General features: G+C 60.0%; 23 protein-coding genes and 1 other RNA gene. 17 read left to right on the top strand and 7 right to left on the bottom strand.

Features of this window, described 5'->3' with window-relative positions:
* Positions 1-7: 7 nt before the first annotated feature.
* Genes BM160_RS03030 through gyrA form a run of 5 tightly spaced genes read right to left on the bottom strand, consistent with a single transcriptional unit; the run spans position 8 to position 6,359 of the window.
* A complete protein-coding gene (locus BM160_RS03030) occupies positions 8-886 on the bottom strand; it encodes a prephenate dehydrogenase (RefSeq protein ID WP_092000199.1) in 879 nt (292 codons plus the stop codon).
* A gap of 52 nt (positions 887-938) precedes the next feature.
* Positions 939-2,021, bottom strand: a complete 1,083-nt coding sequence (gene pheA / locus BM160_RS03025) for a prephenate dehydratase (RefSeq protein WP_092000195.1) — start codon at positions 2,019-2,021, stop codon at positions 939-941.
* A gap of 2 nt (positions 2,022-2,023) precedes the next feature.
* Complete coding sequence (gene serC / locus BM160_RS03020) at positions 2,024-3,130, bottom strand: 3-phosphoserine/phosphohydroxythreonine transaminase (RefSeq protein ID WP_092000192.1); 1,107 nt, start codon at positions 3,128-3,130, stop codon at positions 2,024-2,026.
* Complete coding sequence (locus BM160_RS03015; protein WP_092000189.1) at positions 3,127-3,699, bottom strand: DUF2059 domain-containing protein; 573 nt, start codon at positions 3,697-3,699, stop codon at positions 3,127-3,129. Before BM160_RS03015 ends, serC begins: the two co-directional genes overlap by 4 nt.
* Positions 3,696-6,359 (bottom strand): DNA gyrase subunit A, encoded by a 2,664-nt coding sequence (gene gyrA, locus BM160_RS03010; RefSeq protein ID WP_092000186.1) that lies wholly within the window; start codon positions 6,357-6,359, stop codon positions 3,696-3,698. Before gyrA ends, BM160_RS03015 begins: the two co-directional genes overlap by 4 nt.
* Positions 6,360-6,617: 258 nt before the next feature.
* On the opposite strand from gyrA, the gene ompA reads away from it, so the two are divergent.
* The 4 genes from ompA to ssrA all read left to right on the top strand — a co-directional run bounded on the left by ompA (position 6,618) and on the right by ssrA (position 9,130).
* Positions 6,618-7,256 carry an outer membrane protein OmpA gene (ompA, locus tag BM160_RS03005; RefSeq protein WP_092000183.1) on the top strand — a complete coding sequence of 213 codons (639 nt, stop codon included), beginning with the start codon at positions 6,618-6,620 and terminating at the stop codon, positions 7,254-7,256.
* Positions 7,257-7,323: 67 nt separating this feature from the next.
* Positions 7,324-8,031 (top strand): bifunctional 2-polyprenyl-6-hydroxyphenol methylase/3-demethylubiquinol 3-O-methyltransferase UbiG, encoded by a 708-nt coding sequence (gene ubiG, locus BM160_RS03000; protein WP_092000180.1) that lies wholly within the window; start codon positions 7,324-7,326, stop codon positions 8,029-8,031.
* 34 nt (positions 8,032-8,065) lie between these two features.
* The gene (locus BM160_RS02995; RefSeq protein ID WP_092000177.1) at positions 8,066-8,731 is read left to right on the top strand and encodes an HAD-IA family hydrolase; all 666 of its coding nucleotides are present in this window, start codon (positions 8,066-8,068) and stop codon (positions 8,729-8,731) included.
* 12 nt (positions 8,732-8,743) lie between these two features.
* Positions 8,744-9,130: a transfer-messenger RNA gene (gene ssrA / locus BM160_RS02990) on the top strand.
* 229 nt (positions 9,131-9,359) lie between these two features.
* Here the strand turns inward: ssrA and BM160_RS22720 are convergent.
* Both BM160_RS22720 and BM160_RS02980 read right to left on the bottom strand, forming a co-directional pair.
* Positions 9,360-9,746 (bottom strand): hypothetical protein, encoded by a 387-nt coding sequence (locus BM160_RS22720; protein WP_218156574.1) that lies wholly within the window; start codon positions 9,744-9,746, stop codon positions 9,360-9,362.
* Between the two features lie 131 nt (positions 9,747-9,877).
* Positions 9,878-10,618: a DUF2726 domain-containing protein gene (locus BM160_RS02980; RefSeq protein ID WP_143093169.1), complete on the bottom strand. Its 741-nt coding sequence runs from the start codon at positions 10,616-10,618 to the stop codon at positions 9,878-9,880.
* A 160-nt stretch (positions 10,619-10,778) separates the two neighbouring features.
* On the opposite strand from BM160_RS02980, the gene BM160_RS02975 reads away from it, so the two are divergent.
* The 13 genes from BM160_RS02975 to BM160_RS02915 all read left to right on the top strand — a co-directional run bounded on the left by BM160_RS02975 (position 10,779) and on the right by BM160_RS02915 (position 24,792).
* Entirely contained in the window at positions 10,779-11,513 is a 735-nt protein-coding gene (locus BM160_RS02975; RefSeq protein WP_092000461.1) for a pseudouridine synthase, read from the top strand.
* A 114-nt stretch (positions 11,514-11,627) separates the two neighbouring features.
* Positions 11,628-12,221: a putative pterin-binding protein gene (locus BM160_RS02970; protein ID WP_092000169.1), complete on the top strand. Its 594-nt coding sequence runs from the start codon at positions 11,628-11,630 to the stop codon at positions 12,219-12,221.
* Positions 12,222-12,432: 211 nt separating this feature from the next.
* Entirely contained in the window at positions 12,433-13,440 is a 1,008-nt protein-coding gene (locus BM160_RS02965) for a YVTN family beta-propeller repeat protein (protein WP_255368589.1), read from the top strand.
* Positions 13,441-13,624: 184 nt separating this feature from the next.
* A complete protein-coding gene (locus BM160_RS02960; protein WP_177218891.1) occupies positions 13,625-14,392 on the top strand; it encodes a polysaccharide deacetylase family protein in 768 nt (255 codons plus the stop codon).
* A gap of 5 nt (positions 14,393-14,397) precedes the next feature.
* Positions 14,398-15,438 (top strand): sterol desaturase family protein, encoded by a 1,041-nt coding sequence (locus BM160_RS02955; RefSeq protein ID WP_092000162.1) that lies wholly within the window; start codon positions 14,398-14,400, stop codon positions 15,436-15,438.
* Positions 15,439-15,562: 124 nt separating this feature from the next.
* Complete coding sequence (locus BM160_RS02950) at positions 15,563-16,468, top strand: EI24 domain-containing protein (protein ID WP_092000158.1); 906 nt, start codon at positions 15,563-15,565, stop codon at positions 16,466-16,468.
* Positions 16,469-16,483: 15 nt separating this feature from the next.
* Complete coding sequence (locus tag BM160_RS02945) at positions 16,484-17,422, top strand: competence/damage-inducible protein A (RefSeq protein ID WP_092000155.1); 939 nt, start codon at positions 16,484-16,486, stop codon at positions 17,420-17,422.
* Between the two features lie 234 nt (positions 17,423-17,656).
* Positions 17,657-19,072, top strand: a complete 1,416-nt coding sequence (glnA, locus tag BM160_RS02940; RefSeq protein ID WP_092000152.1) for a type I glutamate--ammonia ligase — start codon at positions 17,657-17,659, stop codon at positions 19,070-19,072.
* Between the two features lie 200 nt (positions 19,073-19,272).
* Positions 19,273-19,791, top strand: a complete 519-nt coding sequence (locus tag BM160_RS02935; protein WP_092000149.1) for a hypothetical protein — start codon at positions 19,273-19,275, stop codon at positions 19,789-19,791.
* Positions 19,792-19,810: 19 nt separating this feature from the next.
* A complete protein-coding gene (gene glnL, locus BM160_RS02930; protein WP_092000146.1) occupies positions 19,811-20,914 on the top strand; it encodes a nitrogen regulation protein NR(II) in 1,104 nt (367 codons plus the stop codon).
* Positions 20,915-20,967: 53 nt separating this feature from the next.
* On the top strand, positions 20,968-22,509 hold the full coding sequence (ntrC, locus tag BM160_RS02925; RefSeq protein WP_092000143.1) for a nitrogen regulation protein NR(I): 1,542 nt from the start codon (positions 20,968-20,970) through the stop codon (positions 22,507-22,509).
* A 162-nt stretch (positions 22,510-22,671) separates the two neighbouring features.
* Positions 22,672-23,604, top strand: a complete 933-nt coding sequence (locus BM160_RS02920; protein WP_255368587.1) for a LysR family transcriptional regulator — start codon at positions 22,672-22,674, stop codon at positions 23,602-23,604.
* Between the two features lie 207 nt (positions 23,605-23,811).
* The gene (locus tag BM160_RS02915) at positions 23,812-24,792 is read left to right on the top strand and encodes a Bug family tripartite tricarboxylate transporter substrate binding protein (protein ID WP_092000140.1); all 981 of its coding nucleotides are present in this window, start codon (positions 23,812-23,814) and stop codon (positions 24,790-24,792) included.
* The last annotated feature ends 9 nt before the right edge of the window (positions 24,793-24,801 follow it).

The raw sequence follows: 24,801 nt of genomic DNA, 5'->3' as shown, positions 1-24,801 counted from the left end.
GCGCTGCTTATTTGCGGGATTTTTGCGAGGCCATGCGCCAGTTGGCACGGGTTTCGCTGGCTTGTTCAATCAACATTTCCAGCACATCACCGCTGTCGCTGGAGATCAGTTGCTCTAGGGATTGCAGGGTTTGCTGGAAGATTTTTGACTGCGCCAGCAATTCTTCACGGTTGGCAATCAGGATGTCGCGCCACATTTTTGGGTCGCTCGCAGCAATCCGGGTGAAGTCGCGAAAGCCGGGGCCTGCCAGCGACAGGTAGTCTTTGCCATGCTCCTGGCCCTTGATGCCGTTGATCAGGGCAAAGGCAATCAGGTGGGGCAGGTGGCTGACCGCCGCATAAGCCGCGTCGTGAGATTGCGGTGACATCTTGATCACCTGACAGCCCAGGGCAGTCCAGACCTCGGTGGCTTTTTGCAGCTGCACGGTCAGGGTGCGCTCAATCGGAGTCAGGATGACTTGCTTGTCTGTGTACAGGTCCACGTCAGCATGTTCGACGCCGGCAACCTCTTTGCCGGTGATGGGGTGGCAGGGCACAAAGGAGCCTACGTTGTCGCGCAAGACCCGCCGCGCCGCATCCACGACATCGCGCTTGGTGGAGCCCACATCCATGATCAGGGTGTTGGGTCCGACCAGATGCCGTATGGCTTTGAAAGTGGCCTCCGTGGCGGATACCGGTATTGCCAGCAACACGATATCGGCACCCGAGACCGCCAACAGGGCGGAGGGCGCTTCCACATCGATCACGCCCATCTGGCGAGCCCGCTCGGTCGTCGAGGGGGATTTGCTGTAGCCAACGACGCGTTTGACCAACCCGGCACGCTTGAGCGCCAGGGCAAAAGAGCCGCCCATCAGGCCGCAGCCGATGAGGCCTAGTTGTTCAAACATGAAGTGGCGCCAGGGTTTTTTGTAGACGTTGCATGAAATTCAGGTATTCGCATCAATCACTGACGGGATAGGTTCCCAGGACTTTGTAAAACGCGCAAAGCTGCCGCAGGTCATCCAGTGCCGCCTTGACGTGGGCCTGTGAGGGATGGCCTTGCAGGTCGATATAAAAATAGTATTCCCATTGGCCGGAGCGGGCTGGACGGGACTCGAAGCGGGTCATGGAAACGCCGTGGGTTTTCAGCGGAACCAGAATATCGTGCACAGCACCGGGTCGGTTGGGGACGGAAACGATCAGGCTGATGCAGTCCTTGCCGGAAGCTTGCGGCGCCTGCAGGGTCTGCGGCAGGCAAACCACGACGAAGCGGGTACGGTTGAAGGCGTCATCCTGAATTGCATGCGCCGCGACGTGCAGGCCAAATTCGCCGCCTGCGCGTTCGCTGGCGATGCCGGCCCAGGCCGGATTGGTCGAAGCCAGACGTGCGCCTTCTGCATTGCTCGAGGCAGCGTGCCGCTCGGCATGCGGCAGGTGGGTGTTGAGCCAGTTCTGGCATTGGGCCAAGGCCTGGGGATGGGCGTAAACCGCTGTGATGCCTTCCAGCGTGTCGGACAGGCGCAGCAGGTTGTGGCGTACCAGCAAGCTGGTTTCGCCGACGATGTGAAGCGGGGAGTTCAGGAACAGGTCAAGCGAGCGGGTGACCACGCCTTCGGTGTTGTTTTCTACCGGCACCACACCAAAATCGGCCGAGCCTGCGGTGGCTGCACGAAACACTTCATCAAAGCTGGTGCAGGGCACATGTTCAATGCTGGAACCAAAAAAGCGCACGGCAGCCTCTTCGCTGAAAGTGCCTGCCGGCCCAAGATAGGCGACGCGCTGCGGCGCTTCGAGCGCGCGGCAGGTTGACATGATCTCGCGCCAGATGGTGGCGATATTGCTGTTTTTGAGAGGGCCAAGGTTGGCTGACTGTAGTCCGCTGATGACCTGTGCTTCGCGCTCGGGTCGGAATACGGTTGAGCCTTCGGCGCGCTTGATCTCGCCCACTTCGTTGGCCAGCGCTGCGCGCTGGTTCAGCAAGAGCAGCAGTTCGCGGTCGGCAGCATCTATCAGGGTACGGAGTTCCGGGAGTGTTTTTGCCATGTTCAGCTTTGCGTTCTCTCAAATTCTTGCATGTAGGCAACCAAGGCCTGCACGCCTTCGATCGGCATGGCGTTGTAAAGGCTGGCGCGCATGCCGCCTACTGACTTGTGGCCCTTGAGCTGCAACAAGCCGTGCGCCTTGGCTCCGGCCAGGAAGGCTTCGTTGCGCGATTCATCGCGCAGGAAAAATGGCACGTTCATGCGTGAGCGGCAGTCTTTGCTGACCTTGTTGACGTAGAGCTGGGACTGATCGATGGCGTCATACAGCTGTTGTGCCTTGCGCTGGTTGCGCTTTTCCATGGCGGCAACGCCTGTTGCCTCGCCGTCCTGTTGGCGTTTGAGCCACTGGAAGGTCAGGCCGGCAATATAAATGGCATAAGTGGGAGGCGTGTTGTACATAGACTGGTTGTCTACCACCGTCTTGTAGTCGAAGGCGCTGGGGCAGATTGGCAGGGCATGGCCGAGCAAATCCTCACGCACCACCACCAGCGTCACCCCGGCAGGGCCCAGGTTTTTCTGCGCACCACCGAAGGCCAGACCGACTTTTGACCAGTCCACCGGCCGGGAGGCGACATGCGAGGAAAAATCGATGACCAGCGGTGCATCACTTCCCAGTGACTTTAGATCGGGCAATTGGTGAAACTCAACACCGTTAATGGTTTCGTTGCTGCAAATGTGGACATAGCTGGCGTCGCGTCGCAGATCCCAACTGGCAGGCAGCGGCAGGCTGGTGTAGTCGCTGCTCGCCGTGCTGGCGGCGATCTGCACATCGCAGTATTTGCGTGCTTCTTTTTGCGACTTGTCGCTCCAGCTTCCAGTAATGACGAAATCGGCCGAGGCGCCACGCGAAAGATTCAGCGGCACGATGGCGTTTTCGGCGAGCCCGCCGCCTTGCATGAACAGGATTCTGAAGTCCTTGGGGATGGCCAGCAATTCACGGAAATCGGCTTCTGCGTTTTCGTAAATGGAGACAAACTCCTTGCCCCGGTGGCTCATCTCCATGACGCTCATGCCACTGCCGTTCCAATCCAGCATTTCGGCGGCGGCCTGCCGCAGAACTTCTTCGGGTAGGTTGGCGGGGCCAGCCGAAAAGTTGAAGGGTCGGGTCATTTCTTGATCGGCTTGCTGGCCTTGGGGGCGACGGCGTCAGGGCCAACAATTTTGAGCGCCGCATCGTCGAACTGCTTGGCCCGTGCGAGTACATCGGGGCGTGAGGCTTCAATCAGTTTCTCGATGAAGACCTTGCCAAGCTCGGGCGCAGTGGCCTGGTACTTCTTGATCGCCGGGGATTCGAAAAACATCGCAATCTGCTGCAGTTCTTCCTGGGTAAAGCGCTCCGCATAAGCTGGCACCAGTATGTCGGTGCTAACTTTTTTTACCTGATTGCCAATCAGCTGGGTAGTGTCGGTCGCATACTTTTTCAGTTCTGCATTGAGATCTTCCGAGGCCTTTTGCTGCTTGGCTTTGGGGACATTGGCCTCCAGCTTGGGTCCCCAATTGGCGATCAGATCTTGGGTGGTGCTGCCTGCAAGCTGAGCCACCAGGCGTTCAAGCTCGGGGCCTTGCTGAAGGGCAACAACTTTTTTGGCCAGTTCGGTTTTGGCATCTGGTGTTTGCGCGTGCAGAGCAGCGGTGAAACCAAGGCTGGCAATGGCCAGTGCAGTCATCAATTTTTTCATGAATTTGTTTCCGGGTTGGAGGCGTTCTTGCCTGCGTCGTTGTCGGTGTCACTGGCTATGTCATCTGCTTCCAGCGTGGCATCGTTCTCGACGATGCGTTGAAGTCCGCTCAGCTGCGAGCCTTCGTCAAGCCCAATAAGCGTCACGCCCTGAGTGGCTCTGCCCATTTCGCGGATTTCACTGACCCGCGTGCGAACCAGTACGCCCTTGTCGGTGATGAGCATGATTTCATCGTCGGTGTGAACCAGTGTTGCAGCCACTACCTTGCCGTTGCGTTCACTTTGCTGAATGGCGATCATGCCCTTGGTGCCGCGGCCATGGCGTGTGTATTCGGTAATGGAGGTGCGCTTGCCGTAGCCATTCTGGGTGGCGGTAAGCACGCTTTGCTGTTCGTCCTCTGCCACCAGCATGGCGATCACGCCTTGACCTTCTTCCAGCATCATGCCTCGCACACCGCGTGCCTGCCGGCCCAGGGGGCGCACATCGTTTTCATCGAAGCGCACCGCTTTACCGCCATCCGAGAACAGCATCACGTCATGCTGGCCATCGGTTAGAGCCGCGCCAATCAGGTAGTCGCCATCGTCCAGGTCGACGGCAATGATGCCGCCCTTGCGCGGGTTGTTGAACTGATCCAGCGCCGTCTTTTTGACGGTGCCCATGCTGGTTGCCATAAAGATGTAGCGATTGGCCGGAAAGCTGCGCGTCTCGCCGGTCAAAGCCAGCACGACCGTGATTTTTTCACCTTCTTGCAAGGGGAACATGTTGACGATAGGCCGGCCACGCGAACCGCGCGAGCCCGCAGGCACCTCCCAGACCTTGAGCCAGTAAAGCCGGCCACGGTTGGAGAAGCACAGGATGTAATCGTGCGTGTTGGCGATAAACAGTTGGTCGACCCAATCGTCTTCCTTGGTGGCTGTGGCCTGTTTGCCGCGGCCGCCGCGCTTTTGGGCTCGGTATTCAGACAGCGGTTGGCTCTTGATGTAGCCAGTGTGCGAGAGCGTCACCACCATGTCGGTTGGCGTGATCAGGTCTTCTGTGCTGAGGTCAAAAGAGCTGTGCTCAATCAGGCTGCGGCGCGCGCCCAGTTTGGTTTGACCAAACTCAAGCTTGATGGCCGACAGCTCTTCGCCGATGATGGCGGACACCCGTTCCGGCTTGGCCAGAATATCCAGCAAGTCATCAATTTCGGCCATGACTTCTTTGTACTCGGCAACGATCTTGTCCTGCTCCAGGCCGGTCAGACGCTGCAGGCGCATCTGCAAAATTTCCTGAGTTTGCGTTTCTGAAAGGCGATAAAGGCCGTCGCTGCCCATCCCAAAGGCTTTTTCGAGCCCATCGGGGCGGTAGTCGTCGGCATTGACCACGCCTCCATCGGTGCGGGTACGGGTGAGCATTTCGCGCACCAGGCTGCTGTCCCAGGCGCGCAGCATCAGTTCGGCTTTCGCTACAGGCGGCGTAGGCGCGTTGCGGATGATGGCAATAAAGTCGTCGATGTTGGCCAGGGCGACGGCCAGGCCTTCCAGCACGTGGCCGCGTTCACGTGCCTTGCGCAGCGTGAAGACAGTGCGGCGTGTGACCACCTCCCGGCGGTGCGACAGAAAGACCTGGATCAGCTCTTTCAGGTTGCACAGCTTGGGTTGTCCATTGATCAAGGCAACCATGTTGATGCCGAAGGTGTCTTGCAGCTGAGTCTGTTTGTACAGATTGTTCAGCACCACCTCGGGTACTTCGCCACGCTTCAGGTCGATGACCAGGCGCATGCCGGACTTGTCACTTTCGTCCTGAATGTGGCTGATGCCTTCGATTTTCTTTTCGTGCACCAGCTCGGCCATGCGCTCCTGCAGCGTCTTCTTGTTGACCTGGTAAGGCAGTTCGTCAACGATGATGGACTGGCGTTGGCCTTTGTCGATGTCTTCAAAATGGCATTTGGCCCGCATGACCACCTTGCCGCGGCCGGTGCGGTAGCCGTCCTTGACACCGTTGATGCCATAAATAATGCCGCCGGTGGGGAAGTCCGGTGCCGGGATGATTTCCATCAGCTCGTCAATGGAAGCTTCAGGATTTTTCAGCAGATGCAGGCAAGCCTCTACGGCCTCGTTCATATTGTGCGGCGGAATGTTGGTCGCCATGCCTACGGCGATACCGCTGGAGCCATTGACCAGCAAGTTGGGCAAGCGGGTCGGCATGACCAGCGGCTCCTGCTCGCTGCCGTCGTAATTGGGGCCAAAGTCGACGGTTTCCTTGTCAAGGTCGGCCAGCAGCTCGTGGGAGATTTTTGCGAGGCGGATTTCCGTGTACCGCATGGCCGCGGCGTTGTCGCCATCGACCGAACCGAAATTGCCCTGACCGTCAACCAGCATGTGACGCATCGAGAAATCCTGCGCCATGCGCACGATGGTGTCGTACACCGCACTGTCGCCGTGCGGATGGTATTTACCAATCACGTCGCCCACAATACGCGCGGATTTCTTGTATGGCCGGTTCCAGTCGTTATTCAGCTCATGCATCGCAAACAGCACGCGCCGATGCACCGGCTTGAGGCCATCCCGGGCATCTGGCAAGGCGCGGCCGACGATCACGCTCATTGCGTAGTCGAGATAGCTTCTTCGCATTTCCTCTTCAAGACTGATGGGCAGGGTTTCTTTTGCGAACTGGGTCATGCGATGCCTGGTTGGGATTTTTTCAAGGATTCTTGAGGGAAACTGATGATTTTAAGGCTTGAGTTTAAAGAGGGGGGGGTTGTGGCTGGGCCGCAACAAATCCTAAAGAATCTCGTCACTCTGACTAACGAAGCCTATCGCTTGCTTGAAGCTTGGGGCGCGTGTGGCACAATGAATGTAACGCTTTGGGTGATGGTCACTTACGGCGTGTAAATCAATAATCGCAGCAAGTCTGCGGCTTTTCTCTAGAGGAGAACCATGAAGAAACTCAACAAAGTGGCAATGTTGTTTGCTTCCGCAGCGCTTGTTACCGCCGCTGGTGCACAAACTGTCGACAACTGGAAAAACGGCAACGGTGAGCTGACCTGGAAAAATGGTAGCAATGAGCTGTGCTGGCGTGATGCCAACTGGACGCCTGCTACTGCAGCTCCAGGTTGCGATGGCGCAATTGTTCCTGCTGCTGCACCTGCTGCTGCACCTGCTGCCGCTGCACCTGCACCTGTCGTTGTCGCTCCTGCGCCAGTGGCACCTCCTGCTGCAACCAAAGTTACCTACGCTGCTGATGCTTTCTTTGACTTCAACAAGTCTGTTGTCAAGCCAGAAGGCAAGGCTAAGCTGGATGACCTGATCGGCAAGATCAAGGACATCAATCTGGAAGTAATCATTGCTGTGGGTCACACCGACTCCGTCGGCAGCGATGCGTACAACCAGAAGCTGTCGGTTCGCCGCTCTGAAGCCGTCAAGGCTTATCTGGTGTCCAAAGGCATTGAGAAAAACCGCGTTTATACCGAAGGCAAAGGCGAGAAACAGCCAGTCGCCGACAACAAGACCGCTGAAGGCCGTGCGAAGAATCGTCGCGTGGAAATCGAAGTGGTTGGTACCCGCGCCAACAAGTAATCTTTAAAGATCACTTAAAAAACCGCGCCATGGCGCGGTTTTTTTACGCCTCAACGATAATCATTTCATGTCTAAAACTGATAATTTCGATCCCGCCGAGCTAGCCAAATTCTCCGACCTGGCCCATCGTTGGTGGGATACCGAGAGTGAGTTCCGGCCCCTGCACCAGATCAACCCGCTTCGCTTGGACTGGATAGATGGTCTGGTTTCGTTAAAGGGGCTGAAGGTTCTTGATGTTGGTTGCGGTGGTGGCATTCTGGCTGACTCCATGGCTCGCAAAGGAGCATCCGTGCTGGGCATCGATCTCGCCAGCAAAGCCCTGAAAGTGGCGCAACTCCATGCACTGGAAGCTCAGACAGAGGGCGTGCAGTACCGCGAAATCAGTGCAGAGGCACTGGCCGCAGAGCAACCCGGCAGCTTTGATGTTGTCACCTGCATGGAAATGCTGGAGCATGTACCCGACCCATCATCAATCGTCAAAGCCTGCGCCGCGCTGGTCAAGCCGGGTGGCTGGGTGTTTTTTTCCACCATCAATCGCAATGCCAAGGCATTTTTGTTTGCCATCGTCGGCGCGGAATACGTTCTGAACATGTTGCCTCGTGGTACCCACGAATATGCCAAGCTGATCAAACCCAGTGAGCTGGCCCGCTATTGCCGTGCAGCCGAGTTGAACTTGTTGCATACCCGGGGCATGGAATACAACCCGTTGATGCGTCACTATTGGCTTAGCGCCGACACCAGCGTGAACTACCTGCTGGCGACCCGGAAAACCTGAGTCGCCCACCTTTTATTCTGATTCCATCACTGATATGTTAAAAAACATCGATGCCGTACTGTTCGATCTTGATGGCACTTTGATCGACAGTGCGCCCGACTTGGGTGCTGCGGCGGACAAAATGCGTACCGACCGGGGGCTGACGTCGCTGGATCTGTCGAAATACCGTCCGATGGCTGGCGCTGGCGCCCGCGGCATGATTGCCGTGGCCTTTGGTCTGACGCCGGATGATGCCCGTTTTGCTGCGCTCAAAGAGGAGTTTTTTGCCAATTACGAATCCCGCATGACGGTGAACACCTATGTGTTTGCTGGAGTGGCGGAATTGATTGCCCAGATTGACCAGGCGGGACTCAAGTGGGGCGTCGTGACAAACAAGGCTGCGCGCTTTACTGTGCCGCTGACCCAGGCTATGCCGTTGTTTAGTACGGCTCAGACCATTATCAGCGGTGACTCCACCCCCCACTCCAAGCCGCACCCAGCCCCCTTGCTAGAGGCGGCTCGGCAGCTAGATGTGTTGCCTGGTCGATGCGTGTATGTAGGGGATGATGAGCGCGACATTCTGGCCGGTCGCGCCGCAGGCATGCCCACGGTGGCGGCTGCTTATGGTTATTTGGGTGCTACCGCTGATACGGGAGGGTGGGAAGCCGATTTTACGATTGCGGCACCCTTCGCCCTCTTGAATCTGCTGGGAATGCCTTAAACTATCAGGCTTGGGGCTGCATTGGTTTCGACGTGGGTTCGGACGCGGTGTGGTGCATGTCGAGCTTAGTGTGCTCGTAAAACTGACTAAAACAAACTAACTGCAAACGACGAACGTTTCGCACTCGCTGCTTAATTGCCAGTGAGCTTTACAACAGCAGGCCGATGGGCTGGGCAAGGGGTGTTTAGCGCAAGTTAAATGCTCCCGGCTGTAAAGATAATTTTATCGGCTGGCTCCGGGCTGGGTACCTTAACCCGGGGCGAGAAAATAGGGTGCTGGCGTCCTGTATAGCGTGCGACTGCGCGATACAGGTGGCGAGACTTAAATCAGACCGCTAAACATGTAGATCTGCTCGAAAAAGGCTTGCGGACGGGGGTTCAAATCCCCCCAGCTCCACCATCCAAGACACCGCCACACTCTGAAAACCTCAGGCTGTGGCGGTTTTTCTTTGCCCCAAAGCGTTCTGTCGTGCCATTAAATTCGCACTGATCACTTTTATCCCGGAATGCGCAATTTGGCCTGGGGCTTCTGCCAGTCCTCACGGATGAACTTCCCGTAGGAACGAAAAGCCATCTTCACATTTTTTGCCCGAACTGCTGGACCACGTAGCACGGCTTGCGCCCGGCGTTCAGCAGTGTGGATGCGCAGGTGTGCCGAACTTGATACGGCAGACCTTTAAATGGCTAGTGGCTCTGGGGCCGTAAAAAGCATAGAAAATGGTGCTTTTGAAAATGAAGTCCTTGTGAATCAACCCATCGCCCACGCCGAGCTCATCGCCACATACAGGAGGGCGCAGGCAGAGGCTGCCCATAAGTTGGGCCTGATCAAGCTTGTTGCAGCAAAGGGCCCCAAGGCGATACAGGCGGCAGTCGATACGGCAGCCAAGGCAGTGAAACGCAGGGATTCGTACGCTGCAAAGCTCGCGCAGCTCGGGGTGAACCTCGAGAATTGAGCGGGGCTCAGTGCCCGCAGGACAGGGCGCCATCATCGGGGTCTTGCCGATGATCGTCTTCAAAAATGGCAGAGGGTGCCGACAACGGGGTTGGATGCTGGCGACGAGTGCCACGCCGGCGCTGCACTGGTGTTTGCGTTCGGCGATGTCACTGCAAGCGGCAGCACCAATAAGGTGATTCGGTGAGCCGCTCTTTAGTGGAGTTCACCTTGGCGGCTGTCCAGTGGCGACAGGAAGGAGTTTTCCTGATTCAAGCTGGAGCCAAAGAAACTGAAATCGCTGTCGGCGCTACTGTTCGAACTAGCCTTGGTGTTGGCTGTGAGTGGACTCAGGTCGCTGTTGCGACTTTGGCGCTGGCGATCAAGGCTGGCGCGCAGCTTGGTGCGCGCAGCGGCGGTAACCCTGTTCGTGTCCGGTTCCTGATTCTTTTTTGTGGGTTCCTGGTCGCCCAGGAACTCGGCTCGAATCTCGGCGGGTGTGGGCAGATTGTCGGACTCAATCACCCAGTAGGCAATGCCACACTGTGCCAGCAGGGTCTGCTTGAGCTGCCGGTTGCTCCTGGAGATGCGGCCGTTGCCGGGAACATCGATGCAGCCGATGACATGGCCGTTGCTTGAGCACACCGTCAAGGTGCAGTACACGCCGTTGAGCAATTTGTACCAGTGCAGACCCTGGCCCTGGGCTCGTGGCAGCGTAAAACGGATGACCGGAACCTTCACCATGATGTGGTGTTCGGAAAAAGCTTCGCGCAACCAGCGCCAGACCCTGATCTCTTCGGTGTTGGCCAGCGCGCGAGGATTGAGTGGCCAGCGTCTGGGAATGCGTTTGAGCCGTTTGGCGGCCCGTTGCGCCCACAATGAACGAAGCAGGGCGCCTGCGATCATGCTGGCCAGCACCAATAAGAGTATCAATGCCCAACCTGAAGTTCGGTTCATAAGAGTGATCCTTCACGGTTAACAGTTAAACAATGTAACAACTCCGGGGTGCAAATCAATGGTATTTAGTCACGGAAACCCGGCTTTTCGTCCCTGAACCAGCCCGGGCCTGAGCTTTGAGGCGCCTAAAGTCGTCGGCGACAATAGGCCTATGGCAAACATGCAATTGCAAGAAATTCTTTACTCCCAGGGCTTTGGCACGCGGCGCGTGTGTGCTGGCCTGATTCAACAGGGTTTTGTGGCCGTGGCCGGCGTCCCGTGTGCGGAGCCTGCTATGGAATTTGAAGCGCAGGGGCTGCGTTTCAGCGTCCAGGGCGTGGCCTGGGATTACCACGAAAAAGCTTATTTGATGCTGCACAAGCCCGCCGGCTACGAGTGCTCGCAAAAACCCAGTACTTATCCCAGCATCTACACCTTGTTACCTTCGCCGATTCGCCAGCGCGGCGGCGGTGCGGCGGCGGGCGTGCAGGCGGTCGGGCGGCTGGATCAGGACACGACCGGTTTGCTGTTGCTGTCCGATGACGGCAAGTTCATTCACCGCATGAGTTCACCCAAACACCATGTGCCCAAGGTCTACGAGGTGACGGCCAAGCATGCGGTGGACGACAAGCAGATCCAGAAGTTGCTGGCTGGCGTGGTGCTGGACGATGACCCCAAGCCGGTGCGGGCCGCAGCCTGCGAACAAACCAGCGAGCTGCAGCTGAGCCTGTCCCTGACCGAGGGCAAGTACCACCAGGTCAAACGCATGATTGCCGCCGTCGGCAACCGGGTTGAAGGGCTGCACCGTTCGTGCATCGGCTCATTGGCCTTGCCGGCAGACCTGAAACCGGGCGAGTGGCGCTGGCTGACGGCGCAGGATCTGCTCCGCATCGCGGCCGTGCCTGCGAAAAAATAGGCCGCGGGCGCTTCGGTATCGGGTCGGGCCCGATACGTTTGGCCTCTGGGAGGCTTATGCTGGCTTTTTTAAAAGCCGGCTTATAGGGCCAGCCACAAGAAGGAGCTTGTCACCATGAAGCATCGTCGCCAATTCCTCAGTGCTGCCGCGCTGGGCGCTGCCGCCGCGCCATCGCTGCTGCTGGCCCAGCCCACCGCCAAGGCGCCGCGCGGCCCCACCTTGCTCACGGTCAGCGGGCGCATCGGTGCCGGTAATCGCGGCGCGCTGGATCCGGCGCTTGACCAGATGATGGCCAAGCAGAGAATCAGCTTTGACCGGGCGCAGGTCTTTGATTTCGCTGCGATCACGGCGCTGCCGGCCGTCACCATCCGGCCGACTTTGGAATACGACGGCAAGCCGCACAGCCTCAAAGGGCCTTTGCTGCTGGACGTGATGGCGGCCTGCGGCGTCAAGGCCGGCGACAAGACCACGCTGTTTCTGCGCGCCGTGGACGGCTACGCGGCGCAGGTGTCGGCCGCCGACGTGCGCAAATACCGCTTCATCGTGGCCACCCACCTGGACGGCCAACCCATGGCCTTGGGCGGGCTGGGCCCGCTCTGGGCGGTTTACGACGCCGACCGCTTCCCCGACATGGCGGCCAAACCCTTGCCCGCCCGCTTTGAGGCCTGCCCCTGGGCGACTTACCACATCGAAGTCAAAGAAGGCTAAGCCGCTGGCCATTGGCTTGAGGGCTGAAATTTAAGGGAAATAGGCCTCTAGCCCAGGTAGGACGGGCGGATGAAGCTATAAAAACAGGAGCTTGAAGTCTGTGCTGCGGTGTCGCCAGCGCGGTCTCGGCATGGGAGCGGGCGGCCGCCTTGAGTGGCTCTGTCTTGCTCGCCCGCTACACTAGCGGACCGCCTCTTGAAAGATCTGTTTTGTGAATGTTTCTGCCCGTTTTCTAGCCGCTGGTTTGTGTGCCATGGCCGGCCTGTTGTGCTTGCCGACGCTGGCGCAAACTCCCTCGTCCGCCGCTGCTGCGCCAGCGCCCGTGTTTGTGCTTAATTCGCTCGATGACAGCGTCAGCGTGATCGACCCCGTCACCTGGACCGAGACCAAGCGCATTGCCACTGGCAAACAGCCGCATCATCTCTATCTCACGCCCGACGAAAAATCGGTGATCGTGGCCAACGCGCTGTCGGATTCGCTGACCTTCATAGACCCCAAGACGGCCGAAGTTCAGCGCACCGTGCGCGGCATTCTGGACCCTTACCAGCTGCGCTTTTCGCCCGACATGAAATGGTTTGTGACGGCCGCCAACCGGCTCAATCACATCGACATCTACCGTTGGGACGGCAAGGACATGGTGCTGGCCAAGCGCGTGGCCACCGGCAAAACCCCCAGCCACCTGTGGATTGACAGCAAAAGCAGCACGATTTACGCCACCATGCAGGACAGCAATGAGCTGATCGCGGTGGACCTGGTCAGCCAAGCCATCAAGTGGCGCACCCCCACCGGTTCGATTCCCGCCGATGTGTTTGGCACGGCCGACGACAAGTTCATGCTGGTCGGCCTGACGGGCGGCGACGCGGTTGAGGTCTACGACGTGAGCGGCAAGGCACCGGTGCGCAGCAAAGTGATCAAGACGGCGGCCGGCGCCCATGCCTTTCGCGCCTTCGGCGACAAGCGCCACGTGCTGGTCAGCAACCGCGTGGCCAACACCATCAGCAAGATTGACCTGCAGACCCTGGAAGTGGTGGACAACTACCCGGCGCCGGGCGGCCCCGATTGCATGGACGTGAGCCGTGACGGCAAGCAAATCATGGTGACCTCGCGCTGGATTCGCAAACTCACCGTCATCGACGTTGCTAGCCGCAAGGTAGTGCGTCAGGTCAATGTTGGAAAGAGTCCCCATGGCGTTTGGACGCTTGACCACGCGGCTAGGTGAGCCCCCACGGTCGCTCACTGCGTGTAGCTCCCTGCCCCCCGAGGAGGCCGCTGCGCCTGCGGCCCGGCGGAGCCGGTTCCGCGGCCCCGGCTTGAACATACACCCATCGCGACTGCTTGTTGCTATTACTTTGGTAGCTGCTGGCGCTTATTCTACGGCGACTACGGGCCTAAGTGGTGTAAAAATGTCGCCGGCCACTTCCTGCAAGCCGGTTTACCTGACGCTGGACACCGGCCACATGGCGGTGGCGCCGCTGATTGCCGAGGTGTTGAACAAACACCAGGTCAAGGTGACTTTTTTCGCCGCCAACGAGCGCACCAAAACCGGTGATGGCAGCCTGGGCAAGGACTGGGCGCCTTGGTGGAAAGCGCGCGCCGCCGAAGGCCACGAGTTTGCCTCGCACACTTACGACCACACCTACTGGCGCGCCGATGTGCCAGGTGCGTCGGGCGCTGCGCCGCAGTTCCGGGTGCGCCCCTCGGCCGGCCCGTCCGAAGGCAAGGACTTCACCTGGACGGCGCGGCAATATTGCGAGGAAGTCGGCCGCGCCAGCGCCCGCCTGCAAGAGATCACCGGCAAAAAACCGCTACCGCTGTTCCGCGCGCCGGGCGGTAAAACCTCGCCCAAGCTGCTGGCGGCGGCCCAGGCCTGCGGTTACGCCCATGTGGGCTGGTCGCCGGCCGGCTTTCTGGGTGACGAATTGCCCAGCGACAAATACCCTAACGAGATGCTGCTGAAAAAAGCGCTGCAAAACATTCGCTCCGGCGACATTTTGCTGGCGCACCTGGGCATTTGGTCGCGCCAGGACCCCTGGGCGCCTGCGGTGCTGGAGCCGCTCATCACCGGCCTGCAGTCACGCGGCTTTTGTTTTAAAACCCTGCGCGAACACCCCCAGTACCAAGCCTGGATTGAGGCGCACGCCGGCCCCTTGCCGGCGCAGCCTGGAAAATAGTCACCATGGACGGATTCACCTCTCTTTTCTCGACGCTGCAAGGCTGGCTGTTTGAAACCCTTGTGCAACCGGCGATGTTTGCGCTGGGCCTGGGCAACCTGTTGGAAGATGGTTACGAGGCCACGGCCTGGTTCATGGTGGGCGTGATCCAGATCATTGTCCTGCTGGCCGTGATCGGTCCGCTGCAGCGCTGGCGTCCGGTCGAGCCAGTCACTGACCGGGCCGGCATACGCACCGACATCCTTTACACCCTGATTCACCGCTTGGGCCTGTTCCGTATCGCGCTGTTTTTCACGCTGGATCCGTGGTTTGACGAGGCCTTTGGCGCGCTGCGCACCGCGGGCTACGGCACCTTTCACCTGGACCAGCTGTGGCCAGGCGTGACCGACAACGCGATCGTCAGCCTGTTGATTTATCTGGTGGTGTTTGACTTTGTGGCTTATTGGACGCACCGCGGCCAGCACCAATTGGGCTGGTGGTGGCGTCTGCATTCGCTGCATCACTCGCAGCGGCAGATGACGATGTGGAGCGACAACCGCAATCACCTGCTTGATGACATCCTGGTGGACACCATCGTCGTTCTGGTGGCGCAACTCATAGGCGTGGCACCCGGCCAGTTCGTTGCCATCGTCGCCTTTACCCAGCTCAGCGAGAGCTTTCAGCATGCCAATGTGCGGCTGTGGTTCGGGCGTATCGGCGAGCGGCTCTGGGTCAGCCCGCGCTTTCACCGACTACACCACAGCATAGGCATAGGCCATGAGTCGCCTATCAAGCCCAAACAACTTTCCGCCGGGCGGTCCCAAGGACAATTAGTCCCCGCGGGGGGCAGCGATGCGCACGAAGTGGCAAGCGTGGGGGTTAAGTTGGGCGGACACAACTTCGGAGTGTTGCTTCCCTGGTGGGACATGCTGTTCGGAACTGCCAACTTTGAGCGGCGCTATGACCCGACTGGAATCCGCGACCAGGTCGAGAAAAACCGTGACTATGGCCGCGGTTTCTGGTCCCAGCAGTGGATCGGACTCAAACGCCTGGTCGGTCGCGCCTGACTACTGGGGCGGTTTTCAACCCAACAGGGGCCGCGGGACTGGCTTAGCCAGACCGCAGGCGCAGCGCCCCCTCGGGGGGCAGCGAACCACACGAAGTGGGGAGCGTGGGGGCTACACTTCCCTCATGAGCAAGCTTCTCGATTCCTTCTGGCGGGCAGTGATGTACTGCCTGCATCCCCGCGTCATTGCCCTGTCCGTCCTGCCCGTCATCATCATGGGCGCGCTGTCGCTGGGACTGGGGTATTTCTTCTGGGACGATGCCTTGATGGCGGTGCGCGGCCATCTGGAGCGCTATGAACTGGTCAACGCCATGGCCCACTGGCTGGAGGGTTTGGGGCTTGGCAGTCTGCGCTTGGTGCTGGCGCCAGCGCTGCTGCTGGCACTGTCCATTCCCGTGATAGTCGTCACTACGCTGCTGTTCGTGGCGATGTTCATGACGCCGGCCATGGTGGCACTGGTGGCGGACAGGCGTTTCCCCCAGTTGGAGCGCAAAAAAGGCGGCAGCTTTCTGAGTAGCGCGCTCTGGTCGCTAGGCTCGACCGGGCTGGCCCTGGTGGCGCTGCTGGTGTCGATTCCACTGTGGCTGGTACCGCCGCTGATACTGATTCTGCCGCCCCTGATCTGGGGCTGGCTCACCTATCGCGTGATGTCTTATGACGCGCTGGCAGAGCACGCCAGCGGCGAGGAGCGGCGACAAATTTTCCGGGAAAATCGCGCCGTCTTGCTGGGCATAGGCGTGATCAGCGGCTATCTGGGGGCCGCGCCCAGCCTGATCTGGGCCTCGGGCGCGATGTTTGTGGCGATGGCGCCGCTGTTGGTGCCGGTGGCGATCTGGATTTACACCCTGGTTTTTGCCTTTTCCTCGCTCTGGTTTGCCCACTACTTGTTGGCCGCCCTGGAACAGTTGCGCATGAAAAATCATGCGGGCGTGGCTGAGTCACGGCTGCCCGATACGCCAGAATCCATGGCAAACCCGGTGCTGCCCAAGACCTTGCCGGACTCGATGCCAGGCATTGGTTCGCAGCCCTAATTCAAGACTTGACGTATGAGCACACACTTCGGCCTCATCATCATCGGCGATGAAATTCTCTCCGGCAAACGCGCCGACAAGCATTTGCCTAAGGTCATTGAGCTGTTGGGCGCGCGTGGCCTGCAGCTGGCCTATGCCGACTGCGTGGGTGACGATCCGGCGCGCATCACGGCCACGCTCAAGCGTGCCTTTGCCGCGGCGCGCGAGACGGGTGACGCGGTGTTTTCCTGTGGTGGCATAGGCGCCACGCCGGATGACCACACCCGGCAATGCGCGGCGCGGGCGCTGGGGCTTGAGCTGGCGCTGCACCCCCAAGCCGAAGCCCTGATCCGCGAACGCATGCAGGACATGGCGAAAGAGCAGGGCGTGCCCTACCAGCCTGAGCACCCCGACAATGTGCACCGCCTGAATATGGGCATGTTTCCGGTTGGTGCCCAGATCATTCCGAATCCCTACAACAAGATTCCCGGTTTCAGCTGCTTTGTCGGGCCGCAGGCGACGGTCGCTGACTCTGAAACCCAGCCGGGGTCGCGGAACGGGCTTCGCCCGGCCGCAGGCGCAGCGGCCCCCCCGGGGGGCAGGGAGCTACACGAAGTGAGCGACCGTGGGGGCGTCCACTTCGTGCCTGGGTTTCCGGTGATGGCCTGGCCCATGATCGAATGGGTGCTGGACCAGCGCTATGCCCATCTGCACCAGGCTCTGGCCTATGCCGAAAAATCGGTCATCGTGATGGGTTCCATGGAGGCCATGCTGACGCCGCTGATGCTGGCGATTGAAGCCGCGCATCCTGGCGTCAAGGTTTTCAGCCTGCCCAGTGTGGATCATCCCGAATTCGGCCGTCATATCGAGTTGGGCGTCAAAGGCTCACCTGAGGCGGTCAAGCTGGCTTATTCCGCCTTAATGGCCGGACTGCAGCGTTTTGATCTCAAGCTGGGACCCGAATTGGTGCGTTAATTTTTGCACCATGTGCATGCATCGATGATTCGCACCTCATTGGTGCATTGTTTGAGTGCTCTTTTAGCGCTATGGGGCACCAAAAGCCTGCACAGGCTAGGGCAGGCGACACAATAGCGGCACAATTCAAGGCTTGGCCAAAAACTGAAGCCCCAAGGCTTTGGCACAGAAAGTGCATTCAGTCGGTCCGAACAAAGTTTTTTTCAACCCCCATCCAGCACACAGGAGATTCTGATGGCAAAGACCGTCGCAGACGTCATGAAAATGGTCAAGGAAAACGAAGTCAAGTTTGTTGACTTCCGCTTCACCGACACCCGCGGTAAAGAGCAGCACGTGACCGTGCCCGTCTCCCACTTTGACGAAGACAAGTTCGCTTCGGGCCACGCCTTTGACGGCTCTTCGATTGCCGGCTGGAAGGGCATTGAAGCCTCCGACATGCAGTTGATGCCTGACCCCAACACGGCCAACATCGACCCCTTCTTTGAAGAAACCACGCTGCTGCTAAGCTGCGACGTGGTTGAGCCTAGCGACGGCAAGGCCTATGACCGTGACCCGCGTTCCATCGCCAAGCGCGCTGAAGCCTACCTCAAGGCTTCTGGTCTGGGCGATACCGCCTACTTCGGACCAGAACCAGAGTTTTTCATCTTTGATGACGTGCGCTGGAACACCGACATGTCGGGCACCTTCTTCAAGATCGAAGAATACGAAGCGCCCTGGAATTCGGGCGCCAAGCTCGAAGGCGGCAACCGCGGCCACCGTCCCACCGTCAAGGGCGGCTACTTTCCCGTGCCACCGGTCGACAGCACGCAGGACATGCGCGCCGAGATGTCCCTGATCCTCGAATCGCTCGGCATTCCGGTCGAAGTGTTTCACCACGAAGTGGCTGGCCCCGGCCAGAATGAAATCGGCACCAAGTTCAGCACGCTGGTTGAGCGCGCCGACTGGACGCAGCTGATGAAGTACGTGATTCACAACGTGGCCAACGCCTATGGCAAGACCGCCACCTTCATGCCCAAGCCCATCGTTGGCGACAACGGCTCGGGCATGCATGTGCACCAGTCGATCTGGAAAGACGGCAAAAACCTGTTCGCTGGCGACGGCTATGCCGGTCTGTCCGACTTCGCGCTCTATTACGTGGGCGGCATCATCAAGCACGCCCGTGCCCTGAACGCCATCACCAACCCCGGCACCAACAGCTACAAGCGCCTGGTGCCTGGCTACGAAGCGCCGGTCAAGCTGGCTTACTCGGCCAAGAACCGTTCGGCTTCCATCCGTATCCCTTATGTGGCCAATCCCAAGGGCCGCCGCATCGAGGCACGCTTCCCCGATCCACTGATGAACCCTTACCTCGGCTTTGCGGCCCTGATGATGGCCGGTCTGGATGGCGTGGAAAACAAGATCCATCCGGGCGAAGCCGCCACCAAGGATCTCTACCATCTGCCGCCAGAGGAAGATGCCAAAGTGCCAACCGTCTGCCACAGCCTGGACCAGGCGCTGGACGCGCTGGATGTGGGCCGCGGTTTCCTGACCAAGGGTGGCGTGTTCACCGACAGCATGCTGGACGCCTACATTGAGTTGAAGATGGGTGAAGTGACGCGCTTGCGCCAGGCCACTCACCCTATCGAATTCGAGATGTACTACTCCCTGTAAATCGGGCTGCAGGCGAGCCGGTCACAAACGACCGGCAGGCGCTGATTGAAAAAGGACGGCATGGGCCGTCCTTTTTTTATGGCCGTGCGGGGTTATGGGCTGGCCTGATTTTGTGATTCTTACGCTTTGTCGCATACTGGCAAGCTACCCCCGTCGCTACCTGGCCCGCATGGGCACCCAGCGCAGACTGGGCTTTGACTATGAAACACACCTTATTCCTATCCCTTTTTTCCATGCTGCTGGCCAGCGCCGGTAGCGCCGTCTGGGCGCAGCAGGTTTACCGTTGCGCCGGGGCAGCCGGCGGCGCGCCCGAATACATCAACAATGCCAAGGACGCCCAGACGCGTAATTGCAAACTCGTCTCTGGCGGCAATGTCACGGTGGTGCAGGGCACACCTATCCCCAAGGTGCAAGCAGCTCCGGCACGGGCTGGCGCGCCAGCTTCAGGCGGTGCGCGTCCCGATAGTGGCCCCGAACAGCGTGCGCGCGACAGCGACTCGCGCGGCATTCTCGAAGCCGAGCTGAAAAAATCCGAAACCAAGCTGGCCGAGCTGCAAAAGGAATACAACAACGGCGAGCCCGAAAAGCAGGGCATAGAGGGGCGCAACTACCAGCGCTACCTGGATCGTGTGGCCGAGCTCAAGGACAGCATTGCGCGTACCCAGAGCGACATCAGCGGCCTCAAACGCGAGATTTCTCGCCTGCCGCCAGCCAATTAAGCCCGGCTTCTGAGTCAAAATGGACGACTTGAACAAGTCGCCCATCCCCCCTGTTTCTTCTTCCCAGGCATCGGGCTCGCCCCGCTTTAAGGCCTTTGACCTGCTCGCCACCTTGGTGGCCGTGGTGCGTACCGACGGCTGCGTGGTGTTTGCCAATGCCGCGCTGGAAGATGCTCTGGGCAGCTCGCGCCGCACCATTGAAGGCTCATCGCTGTCCGACTGCTTTACCGAGCCGCAGATCTTGAAGCATGCGCTGGAAGGAGCGGGCAGCAATGAGTTTGCCGCCTTGCGCTACGACGCCTGGCTCAGGCGTTTGAATCACGAACCGCTGCCGGTGCACGTGGTGGTGGCGCAAACCGACACGCCGGGTGAGGCCATCGTGGAAATGCTCCCGCAGGAGCAGCAGGCCAAGCAGGAGCGCGAAGAGCGCCTGATCGACCAGGCCCAGGCCAACAAGGAACTGATACGCAACCTGGCGCATGAAATCAAAAATCCCCTGGGCGGCATTCGCGGCGCGGCGCAGCTGTTGCAAATGGACATCGACAAGGAGCTAAGTGAGTACACCCAGGTCATCATCCACGAGGCCGATCGCCTGCAAACCCTGGTGGACAGGCTGCTGGCGCCGCACCGCCATCCCCACTTGGTGGGCGATGTGAACATCCACGAAGTCTGCGAACGCGTGCGCTCGCTGATCCTGGCCGAGTTCCCCAGGGGCTTGCGGGTGGTGCGTGACTACGACACCTCGATTCCCGAATTCCGCGGCGACCGCGAGCAGCTGATCCAGGCCGTGCTCAACATCGCCCACAACGCGGCCCAGGCCCTGGTCGAGCGCGTGGCGGCCGGCGATGCGCAGATTGTTTTCAAGACCCGGATCGCCCGCCAGGTGACTTTCGGCAAGCAGCGCTACCGCCTGGCACTGGAATTGCATGTCATTGACAATGGACCTGGCGTGCCGGACACCATCAAAGACCGCATCTTCTATCCCCTGGTCTCGGGGCGTGAGGGCGGTTCGGGGCTGGGGCTGACATTGGCGCAAACCTTTGTTCAGCAACACCACGGTTTGATTGAGTGCGAGAGCCGGCCCGGCCATACGGATTTCAAGCTGCTGATACCGCTGCCCTGAGGTCCGTCATCTTTCAATTCACAGATACGCCGCCGTAGCAAAGGGATAAATACATGAAACCGATCTGGATTGTTGATGATGACCAGTCCATCCGGTTTGTGCTCGAGAAGGCTCTGCTCCGCGAGAGCCTGCCGACACGCAGCTTTACCAATCCGCGTGAGGTGCTGGCCGCGCTGGAAAGTGCCGGCGAAGAGGACGGGCCGCAGATTCTCGTCAGCGACATCCGCATGCCGGGCGGCTCCGGCCTGGACCTGCTGGAGCAGGTGAAGAAAAAGCTGCCCGGCCTGCCGGTCATCATCATGACGGCCTTTTCTGACCTGGACAGCGCCGTCTCCGCCTTTCAGGGCGGCGCCTTCGAATATCTGCCCAAACCCTTTGACCTGCCCAAGGCGGTGGAGCTGATACGCCGTGCCGTCGAGGAAAGCCAGCGCGAGGAAGTCGCCGAAGAACGCATGGCCGCGGCGCCGGAAATGCTGGGCCAGGCGCCCGCCATGCAGGACGTGTTTCGCGCCATCGGGCGCCTGAGCCAGAGCATGGTGACGGTGATGATCACCGGCGAATCGGGCTCGGGCAAGGAGTTGGTGGCGCGTGCGCTGCACAAGCATTCGCCGCGTGCCAACGGGCCTTTTGTCGCCATCAACACGGCGGCCATTCCCAAGGACTTGCTGGAAAGCGAGCTGTTCGGCCACGAGCGCGGCGCCTTCACCGGTGCGCAAACCCTGAGGCGCGGCCGTTTCGAGCAGGCCGATGGCGGCACCTTGTTTCTGGATGAAATCGGCGACATGCCGTTTGACCTGCAGACCCGTTTGTTGCGTGTGTTGAGCGACGGCAATTTCTACCGCGTCGGCGGCCACAGCGCCGTCAAGGCCAATGTGCGCGTGATTGCCGCCACCCATCAGGATCTGGAGCAGCGCGTCAAGGAAGGCAGTTTTCGCGAGGATTTGTTTCACCGTCTCAACGTGATCCGCTTGCGCCTGCCGGCCCTGCGCGAGCGGCGCGAAGATGTGTTCATGTTGACCCGGCATTTTCTGCAGCAAAGCGCCAGGCAGCTGGGCGTGGAGCCCAAGCGCATCTCGGATGCGGCCTTGCAGCATTTGAGCCACTTCGGCTTTCCCGGCAATGTGCGCCAGCTGGAGAACATCTGTCACTGGCTCACCGTGATGGCGCCGGCCCAGGTGATTGAGGCCAAAGACCTGCCGCCCGAGGTGCTGAGCGCCGGCATCGATCCGGGCCAGCCGGTGCTGCCAGCGCAAATCCCCAACGTGGCGGCACTACCCGTACTAGCCGACAGCCTGCCAGCCGCGCCCAGGCCCGAGATTTTTTCAGCCACGGCGCCAGTGCCCCTGGCCGTATTGCCACCTGGTGACAGCGGCTGGGAACTGGGGCTGGAAGCCGAGGCGCTGGCCCTGCTAAACGCCGGTCGCAACGATGTCTGGGACGTGTTGACGCGCCGCTTCGAGTCCAAGCTGATACAGACCGCGCTGGCCACCACGCGCGGCCGCCGTATCGAGGCGGCGCAAAAGCTGGGCATAGGCCGCAACACCATCACGCGCAAGATCCAGGAGTTGAATCTGGAGAAAAATTCAAGCGAATAATGGCTGTAGCGACCGTCTGGCAAGCGCAAGTAGCTATTGTTTTAATAGTAAATTGAGTGATTCAAGAAATCGTTCCAGGCTTGCGTTGCTGCCTCAGCGGCATCGCGAAATGACACGGCAGGCAGCATATAGTTGCCGCATCAGCAACCAGGGACAATCACCATGAGCCTTGCCGAGGCCGACATGCGGGCGCGTCACCTGCAGGAAACCGCGCTGCGCTATTTTTTCGAGGTCGCGCGCTGCGGCTCGCTGACCGAAGCCTCTGAGCGGCTGCATGTCGCGGCGTCCGCGCTCAGCCGCCAGATTGCGGGGCTGGAGCAGGCGCTGGGCACGCCGCTGTTCGAGCGGCACCCGCGCGGCATGGTGTTGAACGCCGCCGGCGAAATACTGGCCACACATGCGCGTCGGGCCAGCCTGGATGCGGAGCGGGCCATGAAGGAGATTCTGGCCTTGCAAGGCCTGCGCTCGGGCCGGGTGCGAATCGCCGCCTCTGAGGGTTTTGCCAACGAGTTTTTGCCGCCGCTCATCGTCGCGTTTCGGGCGCAGAACGAGGGCATTGTTTTCGAGCTGAATGTCGAGCCGCCGGCTCAGGTGTCGGCACGCGTGCGCAACGGTGATGTCGACATCGGCCTGAAGTTCAGCCGCGCCCCGGACAAAGAGATCAAGGTCGAGTATCGCCAGCCCGCACCCGTGCTGGTGCTGATGCGCCCGGATCATCCGCTGGCTCGGGCCAGCTCGGTCACCCTGGCGCAAATGAGTGCTTATCCGGTGGCCCTGCCTGCGCCGGACACGACGGTGCGCCAGATGATAGATGTGGAATGCAGCCGCCAGCAATTGCTGATCGAGCCCGTGCTGAGCAGCAACAACATGACCACGCTGCACAACTTCGTCGTGCACGGCGGGGGGCTTTCCATCTCGGGTGAGGTCTCGGTGCGCCACCTGGTGGCTGCCGGACTGCTGGTGGCGATTCCGCTGCGCGATCGCGGCATGGGCGTGCGCGACATCGAGGTGCAAACCCTGGTGGGCCGCAGCCTGCCGCAAGCGGTGCAGTCCTTTCTCGACCATCTCAAGCAATACCTGTCCGGCCAGCCCTAGGCCTTTGCTAAGCATTCGTTAGGTTTGACCATATTGGTGGCCGGGCCGTTGCCGATTCATGAATGCTGGGTTTGCCGTTTTGGCAATCAAACCTTGCATATTCTCTTGTTGTGATAAGGCTGAAGTATTTCTATTATGCTTTCGGACCCGACTTCCCGGATGCCTTCACCGGCATTCCTGACCTCTCTCTGACCTAGGAAAATTGACATGCGCCTTGTATCCAACTGCCTTCGCGCGCTGGGGCTTGCCTCACTCGTCGCGGCCACCGTCGCCGCCCAGGCCCAAACCTGGCCCGAGCGCCCGGTGCGCCTGGTGGTGCCATTTCCCGCCGGCGGCGCCACCGACCTGGTGGCCAGGGTGATCGCGCAGCGCGTCTCAAAAGACATAGGGCAGCAGATTGTGGTTGACAACAAGGCTGGTGCCGGCGGCACCATTGGCTCGGCCGAAGCGGCCAAGGCTGCGCCCGATGGCTACACCTTGCTGTTGACGACCAGCAGCACGCACGCCATTTCGCCGCACCTGATGTCCCGCTTGCCCTACGATCCCGTCAAGGATTTCACGCCGCTGGCGCATCTGGCCGACGCCGCGAGCGTGGTGCTGGTAACGCCGTCGCTGCCGGTGAAAACGGTGGCCGAGCTGATCGCGTATGCGAAGAAAAACCCAGGCCAACTCAACTACGCCAGCAGCGGCAACGGCACCATCGTGCATCTGACGACCGAAGCCTTCAAGGCCCAAGCCGGTGTTTTCATCACCCACGTGCCTTACAAGGGCACGGGGCTGGCCATTCCCGATGTCATTTCCGGCTCGGTGCACATGCTGATCGACTCCATCCCGACGGGCATGCCGCATGTCAAGAGTGGTCGCCTGCGGGCCCTGGCCGTCACGGGTGACAAGCGCTCCGCACTGGCGCCCGAGCTGCCCACGGTGGCCGAGGCGGGCCTGCCGGGTTTTTCATCGGTGACCTGGTTTGGCCTGTATGCGCCACGCGGCATGAAGGCCGATCTGGCCTTGCGTGTGCATGATGCCTTCGAGAAAGCGGCCCGCGCGCCTGAGGTCGTGGAAAGCCTGGCCAAGCTGGGCGTTGAGCCGCCCCCGGTCAGATCATCCGCACAGTTCGCCGCCATGGTGTCCACCGACAGCCAGCGCTGGGCGCGCATTATTCGCGAACGCAAGATCAGCATTGAATGAAGGATTCAG

The sequence above is a fragment of the Polaromonas sp. OV174 genome (assembly GCF_900112285.1).
Lineage (GTDB): Bacteria > Pseudomonadota > Gammaproteobacteria > Burkholderiales > Burkholderiaceae_C > Polaromonas.
The sequence above is the reverse complement of the archived record's forward strand: the minus strand, read 5'-3'. Positions and strand labels throughout refer to the sequence as shown.

What these genes read in the sequence shown, in the direction of transcription:
- BM160_RS03030 (WP_092000199.1), bottom strand. Translation starts at nt 886, where the DNA reads ATGTTTGAACAACTAGGCCTCATCGGCTGCGGCCTGATGGGCGGCTCT.
- pheA (WP_092000195.1), bottom strand. Translation starts at nt 2,021, where the DNA reads ATGGCAAAAACACTCCCGGAACTCCGTACCCTGATAGATGCTGCCGAC.
- serC (WP_092000192.1), bottom strand. Translation starts at nt 3,130, where the DNA reads ATGACCCGACCCTTCAACTTTTCGGCTGGCCCCGCCAACCTACCCGAA.
- BM160_RS03015 (WP_092000189.1), bottom strand. Translation starts at nt 3,699, where the DNA reads ATGAAAAAATTGATGACTGCACTGGCCATTGCCAGCCTTGGTTTCACC.
- gyrA (WP_092000186.1), bottom strand. Translation starts at nt 6,359, where the DNA reads ATGACCCAGTTCGCAAAAGAAACCCTGCCCATCAGTCTTGAAGAGGAA.
- ompA (WP_092000183.1), top strand. Translation starts at nt 6,618, where the DNA reads ATGAAGAAACTCAACAAAGTGGCAATGTTGTTTGCTTCCGCAGCGCTT.
- ubiG (WP_092000180.1), top strand. Translation starts at nt 7,324, where the DNA reads ATGTCTAAAACTGATAATTTCGATCCCGCCGAGCTAGCCAAATTCTCC.
- BM160_RS02995 (WP_092000177.1), top strand. Translation starts at nt 8,066, where the DNA reads ATGTTAAAAAACATCGATGCCGTACTGTTCGATCTTGATGGCACTTTG.
- BM160_RS02980 (WP_143093169.1), bottom strand. Translation starts at nt 10,618, where the DNA reads ATGAACCGAACTTCAGGTTGGGCATTGATACTCTTATTGGTGCTGGCC.
- BM160_RS02975 (WP_092000461.1), top strand. Translation starts at nt 10,779, where the DNA reads ATGCAATTGCAAGAAATTCTTTACTCCCAGGGCTTTGGCACGCGGCGC.
- BM160_RS02970 (WP_092000169.1), top strand. Translation starts at nt 11,628, where the DNA reads ATGAAGCATCGTCGCCAATTCCTCAGTGCTGCCGCGCTGGGCGCTGCC.
- BM160_RS02960 (WP_177218891.1), top strand. Translation starts at nt 13,625, where the DNA reads ATGTCGCCGGCCACTTCCTGCAAGCCGGTTTACCTGACGCTGGACACC.
- BM160_RS02955 (WP_092000162.1), top strand. Translation starts at nt 14,398, where the DNA reads ATGGACGGATTCACCTCTCTTTTCTCGACGCTGCAAGGCTGGCTGTTT.
- BM160_RS02950 (WP_092000158.1), top strand. Translation starts at nt 15,563, where the DNA reads ATGAGCAAGCTTCTCGATTCCTTCTGGCGGGCAGTGATGTACTGCCTG.
- BM160_RS02945 (WP_092000155.1), top strand. Translation starts at nt 16,484, where the DNA reads ATGAGCACACACTTCGGCCTCATCATCATCGGCGATGAAATTCTCTCC.
- glnA (WP_092000152.1), top strand. Translation starts at nt 17,657, where the DNA reads ATGGCAAAGACCGTCGCAGACGTCATGAAAATGGTCAAGGAAAACGAA.
- BM160_RS02935 (WP_092000149.1), top strand. Translation starts at nt 19,273, where the DNA reads ATGAAACACACCTTATTCCTATCCCTTTTTTCCATGCTGCTGGCCAGC.
- glnL (WP_092000146.1), top strand. Translation starts at nt 19,811, where the DNA reads ATGGACGACTTGAACAAGTCGCCCATCCCCCCTGTTTCTTCTTCCCAG.
- ntrC (WP_092000143.1), top strand. Translation starts at nt 20,968, where the DNA reads ATGAAACCGATCTGGATTGTTGATGATGACCAGTCCATCCGGTTTGTG.
- BM160_RS02920 (WP_255368587.1), top strand. Translation starts at nt 22,672, where the DNA reads ATGAGCCTTGCCGAGGCCGACATGCGGGCGCGTCACCTGCAGGAAACC.
- BM160_RS02915 (WP_092000140.1), top strand. Translation starts at nt 23,812, where the DNA reads ATGCGCCTTGTATCCAACTGCCTTCGCGCGCTGGGGCTTGCCTCACTC.